A 16,846-nucleotide genomic window follows, 5' to 3' on the forward strand; every position below is an offset into this window, starting at 1 on the left:
TGCTGTTCCTGCAGTTCAAGCGGCCGCTGCGGCAGCCCGGCAGGGTGCTCGGCGATTTGTTCCTAGCCGCCGTGCGTCACAGCCCTTATGTGCAGGAAGCCCGCCGCAACATCACCGCCTGGGAGGCCGCGCAGCAGCGGATCGAGCGGAACTGATCGGCGGATCACGATACCTGCCCGTTGATTGTGTTACTTCGCCCATACGGTTCTGAAATGAGGGGACGCCTGCCCTTTTGCGAGGTCTTGCCAGCAAACCGGCATCAGTCAAAGCATATACCTTTGGACAAAGTTCGAGCCGGTCGCTACCTCGGCAATTATCCGCTTCTCGAAGGCATATCTGAATAATTTTGTACGCAGAATGTAGTCCATATCAGGGTAAGGCGGTGAAGTGCATGCCAGTCGAAACCCGACGCACCCTTCAGCGGCTCAAACGATCGAACAGACCCGTAGAGAGTTAGCGCCTCGAATCTCTATACCGCTCTTTTGGATAAGCTACATCCTCAACAAACCCTCGGAGTGTCAAATGGAGGCGATTCGATTTCGAACTCCAATACGCCGTCAATCCGTCAAAAGCGACGTCGTAACACCCGCTCGATAACGGGGGATTCAGACCCCTCCAGGTGACACAGACATTGCCATCTCGGTCCAAGTGCCAAGCCCCAGTGTCGTGATCTCCATCGGCAGCTCGGTATGTAGCACTACCACCCGGCAGGAAATACAGGTAGTACCGCGTGCCGTGACTGCTGATGCCGGTCAGCGTATTGCCGCTCACAGCGGTGACGAAGGAGTCACCCTGGCCGGCGGTTGCCGGCGAAAAGGTGAGCGAACCGAATGTCAGAACAAGAGATGTTAAGGCGAGCGTCGAAATATTTCTTCGCATCGAGTCACGTCACTATCGGAAGTCGGAAAGCTAAAGTCAAAGTCGTGTTCCAGCTGTGATTGCCCGCTTACTTGCCGGCGACGGTCGAAAGGATGGTAGGTCGGCTTGACCTATGCAGTAGACGGCCGAATGGTTCGGTATCGAGCGATACAACATGATTCATTGCCAAAGTTTGTCCGTATCAGGACGCCCTTACAAGGTCGATCGCTGACATTCCCCTCGAGCAAATGCTGCTGAAGCCGTGCAGAATGCTTTCCTTGTCTTTGACTTCTCAGTCGTGTTGCATTCAACCTCCGCCAGCACAGATCTCCTGACAAAGACGTCTGCTTGCTTTAGCGCAAATGATTGCTAAGTCAGTGTAAGGCGGCGCTCCTAGATAGGCCCAAAAATCACTCCGGAGGTCCTGAAGGCGTGTCCAGTCGTCCCGATTTGCTGGTTCCGAATTTCAAATTTTGACGACTTAGTGGCATCCCACGTGATACCCAGGCCGACTGCTGAGTCAGCCCAGAATGAAGACTGTCTTTTCGGCTTATTTTTTTTCGCGCCATTTTCACCGCGCCATTCCGCGAGGCGGCGTGGTATAGCCGCCGGCCAACCTTCCCTCGCAGTAAACTTTAGTGCCTAATTTTTCTTCCACGTGTGTAACCGTGCCGCAGCTGCTAACGAATTAAGGGTTAGCAACTCCGTAACAGCCATGCTCATATAATCATCATGACGAAGATGATCCGCCTGGTTCTTGCAACTTTGTTTGCCGTGTCGTTTATGCTCGGCAGCCTGGGCGGAGCTGCGTCTGCGCAATCCGTTGGCCTCGTCGCGGATCTGCCCTGTCATATGATTGCCGGACAAGCTGATCCAGGCTCGAAGCCGATGGCGCCGTGCAAGGGTCTAAAGACGGATTGCGTCAATCAAACGGGTTGCGTCAGCATTAACGCAATGATGGCCCAGCCGTTTGGTCACCAGATCGACATGCAATATGTTGCCGAGCCTGACTATTTGCCAGTGGTCAACGCCCTGCCAAGCTTTATTCTTGTTCCTGAGCCCCTTCCTCCCAGGACAATCTGATTTCGCCTCCGCACGTAGGTCGTGCATCTAGCTGACAATCAGAAATTCTCGCCACGCCAATAGCTGCTGGCGAGCTAAGAAGGGTATCCAAATGAATAGCCGTTGGATGTTGCTGGGCGCGGTCTCGCCCACGCGCTTTGCTGTGGCTGAGAGCCGAAGGGCCTGGCCGCTCGCTCCGCATCAGCACGTGTCGGAACTTCATCTTCGTGAAATCAAGTTTCACGGGGAGGGGTGAGATGCGCAGTCAATTGCTTTGGCTCGGCCCCAGCGCGATGCTGGTTGCCAGTCTCGTCCTCAGCCAGCCCGCCGTCGCGCAACCGACAGATAACCTGCTTGGCGCAACCGTGGATGACTTGCTAGCGGCAGCGCATCAGCTGAGTCCCAATTTGCGGGCAGCAACCCTCGATACAGCGGCCATGGCGGCTAAGGCCGAGGGCGCCGGCAAACTTGACGACCCGACCATCAGTGACAGCTACCAGTATTACAAAGATCCCGGCGTCTTCAGCGCTCATACTGTAATGATGTCCCAGGCGTTCCCTCTGTGGGGCAAACGCAGCCTGCGGCGGGAAGCGGCCCTTGCTGATGTCGACGCGACTCGTGGTCAGGAGCGCGCAGCGCAAGACGAGCTGGACGAGAAGATCAAGGTTGCCTATGCGCAATATTTCCTGATCAATCAAAGCCTCAAGATCAACCACGAGATATTCGAACTCGCGTCTCACCTGCGTGAGGCCGCAACCGTCAGGTTCAAGTCCGCGCGTGGTGATCAGTCGGCGATCATCCAAGCGATGGGGGAGGAAACGGCGGCCAAACTGGAGGCTGTGCGACTCCAGGGTGATCTGGGCGCCGCACGAGCGAATATCAACGCGTTGGTCGGCCGTGCCGGAAATGCTCCGCTGGCAGATCCCGTAAAGTTGCGGGCGACGCCGGGTGCCGCTTTGGTCGTATCGACTCTCGTCGAGCGAGCGCATGCCGGAAACCCAAACCTTTCGGCAAGTGATGCGGCCGTGGCGGCAGCTAAAACACGCAGCAAGCTGGCCAACAAGGCGTGGTACCCCGACCTGACGGTGAGTGCCGGGCCCATTATCCAGACCAACAACATGCCGGTCGGCTTCGCGGCCACTCTCGGGTTCAACATTCCTGTTCCCTGGGGCCGCGAAGCCTCCGGGCAGCATGAGGCCGCCGCGCAGCTTGGCGCCTCGGAACAGCGGTTCAATGCGGCACTCTTCGAGATTGAGGGTGCCTTGGGCGAAAGCGTCGCCAAGCTACAGGCTGCGCGCTCGGCTGCGCAATTGCTGCGGCATGAAACCGTGCCACAGGCCAAGGCGATGTTTCAAACCGTCCTCGCTGATTACAGCCAGGGTAAGGCCGATCTGACGGCTACTATTGCTGCCCAGCGCCAGATCCATGATGTCGAACTTCGCCTGCTTCAGAACCAGCTCGACGAGCAGGTCGAGTTGGCGGCCATTGAACGCCTGACGGGGGGAGATCTCTGATGCGCCCGCTTCTCTTTTCCATTCTTATCGCTCTCGGTATGACGTCAGCAGCCGGTCTCGCTCATGCCCAGGATGCAACGTCGCAATCCGATGCCGTCGGGAAGCAATCGGCCACGGGCGAGCGCCGCATCCTCTATTACCGCAATCCGATGGGCTTGCCCGATACATCTCAGACTCCCAAGAAGGACCAGATGGGTATGGACTATCTGCCGGTCTATGCCGATGAAGGCGGGCAAGATGATCCGCCGGGAACTGTGCGAATCAGTCCGGGCCGCCTGCAAACGCTTGGAGTCCGGACCGAGGCCGCGCTGATGCGGCCTTATGCGGCCCGTAGCATTCGCGCGACCGGGAGCTTGGAGTTTGATGAGCGGCATCTTGCTGCCGTCACCACTAAGGTGTCTGGCTGGGTCGAACATCTCGCTGTCTCAGCGACTGGCGACTCGGTGAAGCGAGGCCAAGTCCTGGCGGAGATCTATTCGCCGGACCTCGTTGCCTCCGAGAATGAGTATCTGGTAGCAGCGCAACTGGACAAGTCGATCATTGGCGCCTCGGATCAACGCTTGCGTGCGCTAGATATTCCGGTCGGTGAAATTGAGCGCTTGCGTCGGACCGGAAAGGTAGCGCGACGGATTGCCGTTCTGGCACCCGCCGACGGTATCGTAGTCGAAAAGCCAGCCCAAGAAGGCATGCGCGTCGAGGCCGGTGAACCGCTTTACAAGACGGCCGACCTTTCAACCGTCTGGCTGATCGCCCAGGTCCAGGAGCAAGACCTGGGCCTTATCCAACAGGGAGAGCAGGTGAGCGCGACTTTTGTTGCTTATCCGGGGCGTAGCTTCACCGGGACAGTGGACTTCATCTATCCGACGTTGTCATCGGAAACCCGGACCGGCCAGGTGCGCATCATTATGCCGAATCCGGACGGTGCCCTACGTATCTCCATGTACGCCAATGTCGAGATCAAGGGCGCCATCGGCAATCAATCGGTTCTTGCCGTGCCCAGCTCGGCAGTGCTCGACAGCGGCACGCGGCAGGTCGTGCTTGTCGCGGTTGGCCAAGGCAAGTTCCAGCCGCGTGCCGTCCACCTCGGCATACGCGGGGATGACTGGGCCCAGATACTGAGTGGTGTCAAGGAAGGCGAGCGAGTCGTCGTTGGGGCAAACTTCCTGATCGACGCCGAAAGCAACCTTCGCGCGGCCCTCCAAGGTTTCACTGACGGAGCGAAGTCCAGCTCTGATCAATCCAAACCCGCACAACAGGATGTCGCGCAATGATCGGTCGTCTTATCGAGCTTTGCGCTCGGAATAAGATATTGGTGTTACTCGGAACACTGATGCTAGCTGGTGTCGGCGTATGGTCGCTCATCAACACGCCGCTCGACGCCCTGCCGGATCTCTCCGACACGCAAGTGGTCGTCTATACCGAGTATCCGGGTCAAGCCCCGCAAGTGGTCGAAGATCAGGTGACCTATCCGTTGACCACCGCTCTCTTGGCGGTACCTCATGCCAAGGTGGTGCGGGGTTTCTCGGATTTCGGCTCGTCATTCGTCTATGTGGTGTTTGAAGACGGAACCGATCTCTATTGGGCGCGTAGCCGTGTCCTGGAATACTTGAATTTTGCCGCGAAGCGCCTCCCGCAAGGTGTCACGCCAGCCTTAGGGCCGGATGCCAGCGGTGTTGGCTGGGTCTACCAGTATGTCGTCACTGGGGCTGAGCGTTCCTTGGCGGAGTTGCGCAGTATCCAGGACTGGCTGGTCCGCTACAACTTGGTCACGGCAAAAGGCGTCGCAGAGGTTGCCAGCGTCGGTGGTTTCGAGCGGCAATATCAGGTGGTCGTCGATCCGCTGAAGCTTCAGGCCTATGGCCTCTCTCTCGACACGGTCACTGACGCAATCCGCAACAGTAACCAGGATGCGGGTGGTCGCACCATCGAGATGAGCGAAACCGAATATATGATTCGAGGCCGCGGCTATCTCAAAGATACGCAAGATCTTAGCAATATCGTATTGAAAGCTGATCCGAATGGCTCAGGGACGCCGGTCCTGCTGAAAAATGTCGCCCAGATCGAGTTAGGACCTGACGAACGGCGTGGCATTGCCGAAATGAACGGTGCTGGCGAGGTCGTAGGCGGCATCGCCCTGAAGCGCGATGGGGCGGATGCCCTGACGACGATCAGCAATATCAAGAACAAGATCGAAGAGCTGAAGCCCGGCCTACCGGAAGGCGTGTCGATCCAACCGGTCTACGACAGGTCTCAGCTCATCGACAGCGCCATCCACACCTTGAAACATACGCTGGTGGAAGAAAGCCTGATCGTCGCGCTTGTCTGCATCATCTTCCTGCTCCATGTGCGCAGCGCCCTGGTGGCAATTCTCACCCTTCCCATAGGTGTGTTGCTGGCATTCGCCGGGATGCGGGCCCTTGGGATCGGCTCAAACATCATGAGCCTCGGGGGCATTGCCATCGCCCTCGGCGCCATGGTGGATGCAGCCATCGTCATGATCGAAAACGCGCATAAACATGTGGAACGCCTGAAGCCCGGTGAGCCGAGAGGCCCGGCCCTGATTGCTGCGGCAAAGGAAGTGGGCCCGTCCCTCTTCTTCAGCCTGCTGGTGATCGTCGTCTCGTTCCTGCCAGTCTTTGCGCTGGAGGATCAGGAGGGCCGGTTGTTCAAGCCACTGGCCTACACCAAGACGTTTGCGATGGCGGGTGGTGCGCTTCTCTCCGTGACCCTGGTGCCGGTTTTGATGTTGTTCTTCGTCCGCGGCCGCATTGTTCCGGAACACAGGAATCCCATCAATAGGGTATTGATCTGGCTCTACCGGCCAGTCATTCGCCTCGTCCTGCGCATTCCGGTGCTGGTCGTGCTGGCTTCGGTCATCGTCCTCGGCGCCACATTCTGGCCTGTTTCCAAGCTCGGCAGCGAATTCATGCCTAGCCTGAACGAGGGTACCCTACTGTTCATGCCGGTAACGTTGCCGGGCCTATCAGTGACCAAAGCTGCCGAACTGTTACAGACCCAGGATCGCATCATCAAGTCGTTTCCCGAGGTGGAGTCGGTCTTCGGAAAAGCGGGACGAGCGATGACAGCAACCGATGCCGCACCGGTGGAAATGAGCGAGACAGTGGTCAATCTGAAGCCGCAGAGCGAGTGGCCTGCTGGCAAGACGCTGGATCAGCTCATTGCCGAGATGAACGCAGCGCTGCAACTGCCCGGTGTCAGCAATGCCTGGACCATGCCGATCAAGGCCCGGATCGACATGCTCTCGACCGGCATCCGGACACCGGTCGGCGTCAAGGTCTTCGGGCCGGACCTCCATGAACTGGAGCGCCTCGCGACGGAAGTGGAGCGGATCGTCCACGATGTGCCCGGTACGACGAGTGCTTTTGCAGAACGCCTGGAGGGTGGGCACTATGTCGAGATCGAACCGAATCGGGCTGCGATTGCCCGATATGGTTTATCAGTTGTCGATGTCCAGAAAATCGTGGCCTCTGCCCTTGGCGGCGAGACGGTTACCACGACGGTTGAAGGGCGCGAGCGCTATGGCGTGAATGTCCGTTATCCCAGGGGCCTGCGCGATGATCCCCAAGCCATCGCGAGCCAGGTTCTGGTGTCGACGATAAGCGGCGCCATGGTGCCGCTCGGCCAGGTCGCCGATATCCGCGTGACCCTGGGCCCGCCCAGCATCCGCACTGAGAATGCCCAGCCGGTCGCCTATATTTACGTCGACCTTCAGGGCCGTGACCTCGGCGGCTATGTAAGCGAGGCTGCCCGGAAGGTAGCCCGACAGGTGACGATGCCACCGGGCTATCATATCGAGTGGAGCGGTCAGTTCGAGTATCTGCAGCGGGCCGAGGCGAAGCTCAAGATTGTCATTCCTGCGACGCTTTTGGTCATCTTTGTTCTGCTCTTCCTGAATTTCGGCCGCCTCACGGAAACCGTCATCGTGATGCTCTCTGTGCCCTTCGCCCTGGTGGGTGGCGCCTGGTTGATGTGGTGGCTAGGGTACAACATGAGCGTAGCCGTGGCCGTCGGCTTCATCGCCCTCGCCGGTGTCGCGGCCGAGACAGGCGTTGTCATGCTCATCTATCTCGACCATGCTTTGGCCGAAATCTGCCGTAAGCGGGGCGAGGAAGGCGAGGCCCTCACCAAAGGAGATCTGCGCAAAGCCATCATGGCCGGTGCCGTGGAGCGGGTTCGGCCGAAGATGATGACCGTCGTTGCCATCATGGCCGGGTTGGTTCCAATCCTCTGGAGTGCTGGAACCGGGTCGGAAGTCATGCGCCGGATCGCCGTACCGATGGTTGGCGGGATGGTGTCGTCCACAGTCCTCACCTTGCTGGTCATCCCGGCGATCTACGTCATCGTCAAGGGGTGGCGATTGCCAAGCGAAAGTGCAAAGACTGTTCAGAGTGGCTTTGGTTCCGCGGCGCCTACACCGGTCCCTGCGGAGTGAGATAGGAGGCGTCTGCATCTTGGAAGCCGATGCAGACGCCTCTTTCCCTATGCAGCGATGAAGGAGACATAACCGGGTACAAGCGGCTAAATGCAGAGCGACAAAAGCGGCACCATTCCCGCGACGAGACTGGTTGCCAGTCTAAGATGCGCGGCATCAGACATGATAAAACACATCGCGCAGAGGGCAGTAAACCGATGAGACCGGTATAACGCCGACGCTAATAAGCCAGTCGCGCTTCAAATCGAGGCCGCCGACGGCCGCCATAATGCAGGTCGCGAGAACAAAGCGAACTTTTCTCCTTCATCGCGAACCCACCAACATGAGAGCGAACAGGTCCAACCTGGCCTCAACTATTTTCAAGCAGGGCCACGGCACCCTCACCCCCATCAGCGCAAACGCTGACGACCGCCCTCGATCCCTTCGGCATTTTGGCAAGCTCCTTCACCGCCTGGCTAAGATCTCGTGCACCGGTCGCTCCAAAGGGATGGCCGATCGCAACCGAACCGCCATTCGGATTGAGCCGCTCCCAGGGGAAGCGACCGAAATCCCGCCGCACGCCTGTACGTTCAGCAATCCAGCCTGGCTTTTCGAGCGCAGCGACGTTGGCGAGCAATTGCGCGGCAAAAGCCTCATGGATCTCCCAAAGAGCAATATCACTGAAGGAAAGATCGTTGCGGTCGAGGAGACGAGGAATGGCGAAACACGTCGCCATCAAGAGGCCGTCTTTCCGAAAATCCACCGCTGCGATCTCGAAATCGACGAGCCTGGCAGTCGGAAGGCTATCGGGCAAACGCTTGCGGCCCGCTGCGGAGACGACCCAGAGTCCCGCGGCACCATCGGTGATTGGCGATGAATTGCCGGCGGTCAACGTGCCTCGACCGCTGCGATCAAAAACGGGCTGAAGCGACGCGAGCTTTTCGAGCGAGGTGTCAGGACGTGGATTGGCATCCTTGACCAGTTCGGGCAGCGGCACGACGAGGTCCGAAAAGAAACCGTTCTGCCAGGCATCAACCGCCCGCTTATGGCTCTCATAGGCCCATTTATCCTGTGCCTCGCGCGTAATGCCCCATTCCTTGGCAGTCTCCTCCATGTGATCGCCCATTGTCCGGCCTGTAATGCGGTTTGCCCAACCTTTAGCCGGCAAAATGAAGTCGGCCGGCGTCAACTTTTCCAGTGCGGCTACGGCTTCGGCCGGATCCTTGAGGAAGAGGGTGCGCAACCGGTCGCTTGCCACGGCGGTCAGCCCAACCGGCGGACGGCTCATCACTTCCGATCCACCCACCATGATGATATCGGTTCCGCCACCGAGCATGCCGGCCGCGGAGAAGGCAGCGGTCATGCTGGTCGCGCAGGCGAGGATCACTGAATAGGAAGGAACCGTCGGATCGAGCAGCGCATCCATCCAAATTTCGCGCGCGAGGTTGCTCCAGCCGAGATTCGGAATAACCGTTCCCCAGAGAACGAGGTCAGGCCGCTGGTTGGCAAGATGCCTCGCCATCGCTTGAACAACAGGCACCGATAAGCTGAGGGCGTCATAATTGGCAAGCGCGCCGCCTCCCCGTCCAAACGGGGTACGCAAACCTGCGGCAAGAAAGACGTCCTTATTGAAACGTGTCATCATCAAGGGCTCCTGCATATTATGGGTACACGGAAAGATAGCTGTTGGTGCCTTGCTGTGCCATCATGCGGAGCTTCTTCTTGACTACGCCGGGAGTCAGCGAGCCGATGGCAGGTGGATTCCCGCCATTTCAGCGCCGATCGGCCAGTTCCTACTTAAAGACCTCGTCCGTCTTGCGGCTTCGCTCTATTTGTTGAATGCGTCGATCCGAAAGGTAATTTGGTAAGGAGACCTCGAGCAGAGCACTAAGGCCCGTCTTGCGGTCATGCGAATGCCCAATTCCGCGGCAATGGCAAACTTGAATGAAGGGGTAAAGCCCCCAGCACTCAACGCGTATATAAACTATCTTCCGAGAGGCGGGCACTTGTTTGTGACCCATAGCTTTCGTTCCGGTGAATTCTATTCCTCCGCTGGCCGTTCTGCTTTGTACTTACAGGCGGAACCGGTGCCGTAGGTGCCGTAGCCTGCGGGTTCGCAAGCTTGAGTATTCGTTCGAGGGGCGACGGGGAGATTCGAAGGCCGGCCGCGACCGATCAGTAGAAGGACGGGGACGCCGCACTCACGGGGGGTGCGGCTCTCCTATTTCGCCGGCTCGCGTCCTGGGAGCGTCGCAGGATCCTTTCCAAGCTGCCGGGCCGCCTTATCGATCGCTTCTGAGAGTGATTTGCGGTAAGGAGCATCTGCTGGGGTATCCCGTTCCAGCGCTACCCAATCGGTGACCGCGCCAGTCAGATTCCCCTCCTGTGCCTTGGCCAGTGCAAGAAAGAAGCGCGCCCTCGATTCTTTCGGGTTAAGTCCCAGTGCCTTGACGAACGCCGCCTTTGCATCGCTGGATACTTCGCCGTCGTGAAACCGAATCAAGGCAAGGCCGTAATCGGCGTAGATATCGGCTCCCGTTTTCCCCAGGGCAAGGACGTGGCGAAAAGCTTCAAGCGACTCTTCCAGCCGTTGCTGATCAAACGCCAAGCGCGCCAAAGCAAGCCATGCTTCCACATCATCCGGATGGCGTGATACGCGGTCGCGCAAAGCCATAAATTCGGGGGTTGCGGGCGCGGCGACCTGGCGTTCGACAAGAGGCTGGTCCGGCTGCCGTACCGCCCCAATATTAAGGTAAAGCAGGACACCGAATATTGGCAGCAAAACGGCAGTTATCGCGATAAAGCGATTGTGGAGGGCGCGACTGGGCTGCGCTGTCGATGTATCGCCGAGTGCCAGAATGCGGCGCTGGATTTCCAATTGCGCAGCGCGGGCCTGGTCTTGCGGCAGCATACCGAGGGTCTTGTCTCGATCAATTTCCGTCAGTTGGTCACGATAGATGTTAAGAGCCATGCCCTTTTCGTCCCTTGCCCAAGAGGTTTCGAAAAGCGGCACCACAAGGATTGCAATGACAGCCAGCGTCATCAATGCGGCAAGAATCCAGAAGCTGATCACGACGTCTCACCTCCATATGCCTGGCTTAGGGATTGTCGTCCCACGCGGCGCCAAGTTTCATATTGGCCATGGCTCTGGCGGCCGGGCATATATCTGCCGTCACGGCCCTGCCGTACCGTTCCGTCACTGACTTTACTTTTGGACGACCTCGCCTGCCGCCACTGCTGAATTGAACTCGCGGGAGTCTGGCGGCAGGGCCGTCGTTCAGAAATCAAAAATACGTTGTAGTACCGAGCCAAGGCTAACACCTGCTTCGAGAAAATAGGGACCTTAGATGGACGAATTGCGCATCACGAGGGGGACGGTTCAACGCAATGTCGTTTCTCTAAGGCCCCTCCGTCAGGCCCACTGATTGAGCTGGCGGTAGAGCTGGCTCCAGACATCGTCCTTGCCATTCGCTGAGTTGATTTTGAAAATCGAACTCGGGCGTCGAAGAAATTGATGAACTACTTCTAATCCAAGTCCTTACCCGCGAAGTCCGAAAGGGGTGTCCAGGCGTCCTGCGGTGCGATAACTGAGTTGCCTTTATCGTAGATTTCACCGAGTAACATCGAGGTGAACCTATGACGACATCGCTTAATGTCGTGAAGAAAAGGGCGGGGAGAAAAAAGTATGTGTATCACCCTACTGATCGTCGGAGCGGCTTCCAGCGCGCTTGCTACAATAGTGGTATTCGCACAGTCCGAATCCGATGACGGCAGCGCACTGACCAAGAGGCGCCATCTCCGCCGAGTGTACCGCATCGGGCGATCTGATCCTGCCGAAGAATTCACATGAGTGATGTACGTGGCTCCCGCATGACTCGCGATGCGCTCAATGCGGCAACGCCGGTTTTCCTGAACTTCACAAGGTCTACATTCAACCGGGCTCATACGAGATCTACAAGAAGACCAGTGAGTTTCCAGAGGGACCGATCTTCCATCCAGGAACTGCAGCTGACGCTCGCAGCAGAGAACCCGGATGAATCGCGCACAGAGCCCCGGGGGGCCATTTCCTCGGAAGGTGGAACGTATTCGATCTACCTCCGGAATATCACGCGTTAAACCCAATAGGCCATGCTCGCAAGCGGCAGCAATATAGGAGAAATACATGACTCACCCGCGATCGTCGAATCTCGCAATCGCCGCTCTCGTCCTTTTCGCGATGGCGTTGCTTCTCTTCGGGACTCTCGGAGGAGACGCTCCCGCTTCGGAGTTCGTGGGTCATGTCTACATGCAGACCAACGAGACCCAGAACCGCATCATGCACTTCGGTCGCGAGGCGGATGGGCGCCTCGAACTAATTGAGAGTGTCCCTACCGGGGGCGCCGGCTCGGGTGTCTTCAAGCCGATCAGCGGTCAGGAGAGCGCGCCTAACGCATTCGAGGGCGCTGGAAGTGTGATTCTAGCAGAATCCAACACGCTGCTATTCGCAACCAATGGCGGCGACAACAGCGTGACGAGCTTCCGAGTGGGTGCGGACGGCAAGCTGGCTATGATCGACCGGCAAATGACTGGGGAGCCCGTAGCCGGTCGCAGTGGAACGGCGAAGTCGCTGGCCTATCGTCCTCAAAGTCGCACACTGTACGTACTCCATGCCTTCGGCCCCAATCACCTGCGCTCCTACACGGTCGCTAAGGACGGCAAGCTGAAGCTGCGCCCGGAGCGCAATTCCGTAGACACCGCGACAAAGACCGATCGGGTGTCGACCCAAGCGGTTCTATCGCCCGACGGCCGCTTCCTGTTAGTCGACATCCTTTTCGACGCACGCCCGGCCGCCAATCCCGACGGGTCGCCAAATCTGGTGGTCGCGAACGCACCCGACCGAGACGGACTGGTGGTATTCCCCGTGCGCGAAGACGGCACGCTCGATAAGCCTTCGTTTACCGATGCCGGCGGCGCGGGGCCATTCTACATCACCTTCCTCCATCGGAGTCACGATACCTTCCTGAATGGTGTCGCGGTTGGGGACGGCGTTCTAGCGAGCCGGATTGATGGCAAAGGTCAAGTGACAAACGGTCCGTTGGTCCAAATCGACACCTCCTTCGGGAAGCCCTCTGAACTCTGCTGGCTGCAGGTGACCTCTGACAACTCGGTCGTACTCGCGACCAATTTCGGCTACGGAACGGTCTCGACCTACCGGCTCGTAGAAGGTCAATTGAGCCTTCTCCAGGACCCCGCCAACAAAGCGATACCGGGCGACGGCACTTTCCGCGCCGTGAACAAGCTCGTCAGCAGTGGGCCCAGCGACAGCTGGCTGACCCCCGATGACCAGTACTTCCACCAGATCTTTGGAAATGCCTCGGTTCTTGTCAGCTACCGCCTCGACAAGACAAGCGGCAAATTGACGGAGATCGGTCGAAACAAGATTCCCTACAACAGCCCTGAGGGCCTTGCAGGATTCTAAGCACCCAATGACGGAGCGTGATCGACCAGGCCAGATCCAGCTGCTCCCACTGTGATCAGGTCCGGCCGGCGCGCTCCGTTACCGTCGCGCTTGCCGCGCAAATCAGTAAGTCGCGGGGATACCACGGCGTGGCTTGGTGCTGATGAGCCGAACTGCTGCCTTACAACCGGCGGTGCTATCCGATCAGCGGTCCATACCGGACGCTTACATCGTCCGGCATTGGCCCCACAGCGGAAGATGATGAGGACAATGCAAGATGAAGAAGGTTTCGACCAGAGCGGAATGGTCGGTTGCTCTGGCAATCGTTTGCGCGGTAGCCGCCACACCGCTTCCGGCCATGGCCGCGGATGGCGATAACGGCTTCTTGGGACTTGACTTGAAAGGCTCGCTTGGGAAAGGTCGGCATACTCGCTACGTGCCTCCGCTGACCAACCCGGTTTTCAACGAGACCCCTTACATCACCACCGAGGCGCGCTTGATCTATCTCTACAATCGCCTGCCGGACAATTTCGTGACCGACGGCGGCTACGTCAATGTGGCGGCCTTGCAGCTGCGGGTCGCGCTGACCGAGCGCCTCGGCTTCATCGCGACCGAAGACGGCTATGCGGATGCCCACTTCAACAAGGTGCTGGACGACGAAGACGGCTTTTCCAACATTGCCTTCGGGTTCAAGTATGCAATCCTGGACGATCCAAAGAGCGAATCTCTTCTCACCGCCGGTTTGCGCTACCAGATTCCCATCAACGATCTGGAAACCGGCGGCATCAAGCTACAGGGCGACGGCGACGGCTTCCTCAATCCTTTCATCACCGGCGCTACGACCTTCGGTGACCTCGGCCTGCAGGCAAGCTTGGGCGCGAACATCGCCCTCGACGGCGACGCCGACACCTCGATTCTGCACTACTCCTTGCATGCCGACTACGAAGTGCTGCCAGGCTTCTTCCCGTTACTCGAGCTAAACGGCTTCACGCCGATTGACCACGGGAAGCGCCTGACCGGGGCGCTGGGAAAGTTGGACGGCGTCGATCTGCTGAACTTCGGCAGTGATGACAGTGACACGATGGTCACCGTCGGCGGCGGCTTTCGCTATCGCTTTACAGACAATGTGCAAATCGGTGTCGGGGCGGAAACACCGATCACCGATAATGACGACTCGATCCTCTCCTATCGCCTCTACTCCGATCTCGTTATCTCCTGGTAGGGGACTGCACAGAAAACCGGCGGTGTCGCATAGGGTAGGGTGCTGCCGACCAGCAACCCGCGGTCACGGCGCGACGCCGCGAGCCCACTGATGGAGACTTTCATGGTTACAGGAATTGTGGGCCTGCCGGCCCCTGCGCTCGAGCATATCCGGTGGATCGATGAAAATGGCGACGAGCGTAGCCCCTTGACCTTGGCCGAGTTGGGACAGGGTTTCAAGATACTGTACTTCTTTCAGGATTGGTGTGCGGGCTGTCATGCACATGGCTTTCCCACATTCGTGACACTTGCGGAGGAACTTCGCGATAAGGGAGTGGGTCTTGCGGCCATTCAGACTGTGTTCGAGGGTTGGGAGAGCAACACTTTCGATCGACTTCGGGACAATCAACGACGATATCGACTGCATATTCCCTTCGGGCATGCTGTCGCTGACCCGGCCTCAGTTGACGCTGCGCCCGCAATCATGACGGCATACCGCTCCGGTGGAACTCCCTGGTTCGTCGTGATCGCGCCCAACGGCCGCGTCCTGTACGACGGCTTTCAGCTCGATGCGGAGGGTATCGTGCAGGCGCTTCGGGCACCTGCCCCTCAAGCTATATAGCGTTCGACTATAGGAGATCCACCGCTGATCAGAACCGGCTCGTGCCGGGCCAGGACTGAGCAAGGCCGAGACGCCTGGTATCAAGGGACCAGAGGGACCAGAGAGACCGCAGGGCCGGCAGCGCCCCGGATGGTTCCAAGACACATGCAGCTTGCCGTGATGACCGCAAAAATGGTCTTTGGAAATTCTACTGATATCGAGCTGCGTCATGCTCTATCGACGGCGCACCGATCATCGTCGGCGATACTCTTTTACTCAAAAAATATTGGCCAAAATCATAGACGGTTTCGGCTTGTTTATTTGAGATTTGACGTCTCAACCGGGACAAGATGGTGACCTGCAGAGCACAAAGTAATCTGCTGGAATGTCGTGATAACTTCTGCGAGCAGCAAACTCGCCCTATCGCCAATCATTTTGCCATAGTTCATTGATTTCCACCCCTCATTTTTCTCGTAGCTACCGCATAGCCGCCACCGGCGCCGTCAATAAAGTGAATATGGTTACGCGCAAGAGGCGTCGGAACAAAACAGGTAACGAGCGCAGATTGTTGCCGGTGCAAGCCAAATCTTGCCACCCCCGCCGCATGCGCTTCGGTTAAACACATTTCGATGCGCCGCCGGCGAGAGACATCCACGTCGATGGTCATCTTCAAGCCATCATCGAACTTTCGAAAATCCGCATTTCCGGCGACTTCTCTTGCATATAGACCTGGATCGAACGAGCCAACTCGAATCTTAAGCTTGCGAAAAACCATTACCACAGCCACCTGCAACATTATCTGAAGCCTGGCCAACCACCGCCAACCCGTTGAGCTCATGGTGCGCGCCTCTCTTTCTATGCCACTGAAGGAAAGGTCTAGCTCCAGGCCGCCAACCGGTAGCGGATGCCCGGCTCTATTCTGTTCGGCAGAAATTGAGATGATTTTCTTGACCAGGCGCGCAAATTCCGGCCCGCCTCCTAAGTCCCCCGGCATGACAATAATAGAGACTATTTCTCCGTTTGTTGCCTCCATGGGATTCCAGTGACAGGAGAGACCCGTGAGGTCTGGCCGTGTGCCAGGATGCCCTTGCTGGACCTGGAAATATCCAAGTTTCATCTGCTCTTCCGCCCAACTCGTCCCCCCGCCAGCGAACATCGCGTAACTGACAAACTGGCTGGCGGAATACCGAGCAACGCGAACGTCGTGCCCGTGCCTTCGGATGTCTTCGAGCGGAACCAGCGCAACTCGAAGGTCCAGCCTCAATTCTTCTTTTACCCAGACCTTGACTCCCGCTAATGCGTCGCGGGCCATGTCCTCCAGTATACCGGGCACGGCAATCATGGCGCCGTCGCCGGAAAACACAAAAGGGAAGTCTCCTCGTCCAACGGCGTTCAGCACTGCCGAGATCACACTAGCCCCGGACATGTTGACGTCTTTGTAGTGCCCCTCTTCGATGGCACGTGTCGAATTCACGATGTCCGCCAGCGCAAGAACCCAATCGTCCGGCAGCGGTTTGTAATTGGCTGGATCCGTCACGCCCTCGAATTCGGTAAAAGCGGGGATATCGCTAAAGAATGTGTCAATGGACGCTTTCATCGTGACTAGCTCATAGTAGCGCTGTCAGCTCACGCCACCCAGAGCCGCACATCCTGGGCAAGCAAAGCCACCAGCCTGGGGGTCAGGCAAGACCGAGCGCCGTGGCAAGGCCAAGTGCCCGAGCGACGCCGGCTCCATAGGCCGG

Annotated in this window: 10 protein-coding genes; 7 read left to right on the top strand and 3 right to left on the bottom strand. The window is 58.1% G+C overall.

The window, feature by feature from the left end:
• Positions 1 to 1,590 precede the first annotated feature (1,590 nt).
• The 4 genes from SMD27_RS23785 to SMD27_RS23800 all read left to right on the top strand — a co-directional run bounded on the left by SMD27_RS23785 (position 1,591) and on the right by SMD27_RS23800 (position 7,887).
• The gene (locus SMD27_RS23785) at positions 1,591 to 1,941 is read left to right on the top strand and encodes a hypothetical protein (protein ID WP_320510952.1); all 351 of its coding nucleotides are present in this window, start codon (positions 1,591 to 1,593) and stop codon (positions 1,939 to 1,941) included.
• 236 nt (positions 1,942 to 2,177) lie between these two features.
• The gene (locus SMD27_RS23790) at positions 2,178 to 3,434 is read left to right on the top strand and encodes a TolC family protein (RefSeq protein WP_320510953.1); all 1,257 of its coding nucleotides are present in this window, start codon (positions 2,178 to 2,180) and stop codon (positions 3,432 to 3,434) included.
• A complete protein-coding gene (locus SMD27_RS23795) occupies positions 3,434 to 4,705 on the top strand; it encodes an efflux RND transporter periplasmic adaptor subunit (RefSeq protein ID WP_320510954.1) in 1,272 nt (423 codons plus the stop codon). Before SMD27_RS23790 ends, SMD27_RS23795 begins: the two co-directional genes overlap by 1 nt.
• The gene (locus SMD27_RS23800; protein ID WP_320510955.1) at positions 4,702 to 7,887 is read left to right on the top strand and encodes an efflux RND transporter permease subunit; all 3,186 of its coding nucleotides are present in this window, start codon (positions 4,702 to 4,704) and stop codon (positions 7,885 to 7,887) included. Before SMD27_RS23795 ends, SMD27_RS23800 begins: the two co-directional genes overlap by 4 nt.
• A 349-nt stretch (positions 7,888 to 8,236) precedes the next feature.
• On the opposite strand, the gene SMD27_RS23805 is transcribed toward SMD27_RS23800, so the two are convergent.
• Both SMD27_RS23805 and ccmI read right to left on the bottom strand, forming a co-directional pair.
• A complete protein-coding gene (locus SMD27_RS23805; protein WP_320510956.1) occupies positions 8,237 to 9,511 on the bottom strand; it encodes an acetyl-CoA C-acyltransferase in 1,275 nt (424 codons plus the stop codon).
• Positions 9,512 to 10,087: 576 nt separating this feature from the next.
• A complete protein-coding gene (gene ccmI, locus SMD27_RS23810; RefSeq protein WP_320510957.1) occupies positions 10,088 to 10,939 on the bottom strand; it encodes a c-type cytochrome biogenesis protein CcmI in 852 nt (283 codons plus the stop codon).
• A 1,089-nt stretch (positions 10,940 to 12,028) separates the two neighbouring features.
• On the opposite strand from ccmI, the gene SMD27_RS23815 reads away from it, so the two are divergent.
• The 3 genes from SMD27_RS23815 to SMD27_RS23825 all read left to right on the top strand — a co-directional run bounded on the left by SMD27_RS23815 (position 12,029) and on the right by SMD27_RS23825 (position 15,125).
• Complete coding sequence (locus SMD27_RS23815) at positions 12,029 to 13,324, top strand: lactonase family protein (RefSeq protein WP_320510958.1); 1,296 nt, start codon at positions 12,029 to 12,031, stop codon at positions 13,322 to 13,324.
• Between the two features lie 256 nt (positions 13,325 to 13,580).
• Complete coding sequence (locus tag SMD27_RS23820; RefSeq protein WP_320510959.1) at positions 13,581 to 14,525, top strand: transporter; 945 nt, start codon at positions 13,581 to 13,583, stop codon at positions 14,523 to 14,525.
• 102 nt (positions 14,526 to 14,627) lie between these two features.
• Positions 14,628 to 15,125, top strand: a complete 498-nt coding sequence (locus tag SMD27_RS23825; protein WP_320510960.1) for a peroxiredoxin family protein — start codon at positions 14,628 to 14,630, stop codon at positions 15,123 to 15,125.
• Between the two features lie 424 nt (positions 15,126 to 15,549).
• On the opposite strand, the gene SMD27_RS23830 is transcribed toward SMD27_RS23825, so the two are convergent.
• A complete protein-coding gene (locus tag SMD27_RS23830) occupies positions 15,550 to 16,701 on the bottom strand; it encodes a DUF3095 domain-containing protein (protein WP_320510961.1) in 1,152 nt (383 codons plus the stop codon).
• Positions 16,702 to 16,846: the final 145 nt, after the last annotated feature.

The organism is Dongia soli (assembly GCF_034044715.1).
GTDB lineage: Bacteria > Pseudomonadota > Alphaproteobacteria > Dongiales > Dongiaceae > Dongia_B > Dongia_B soli.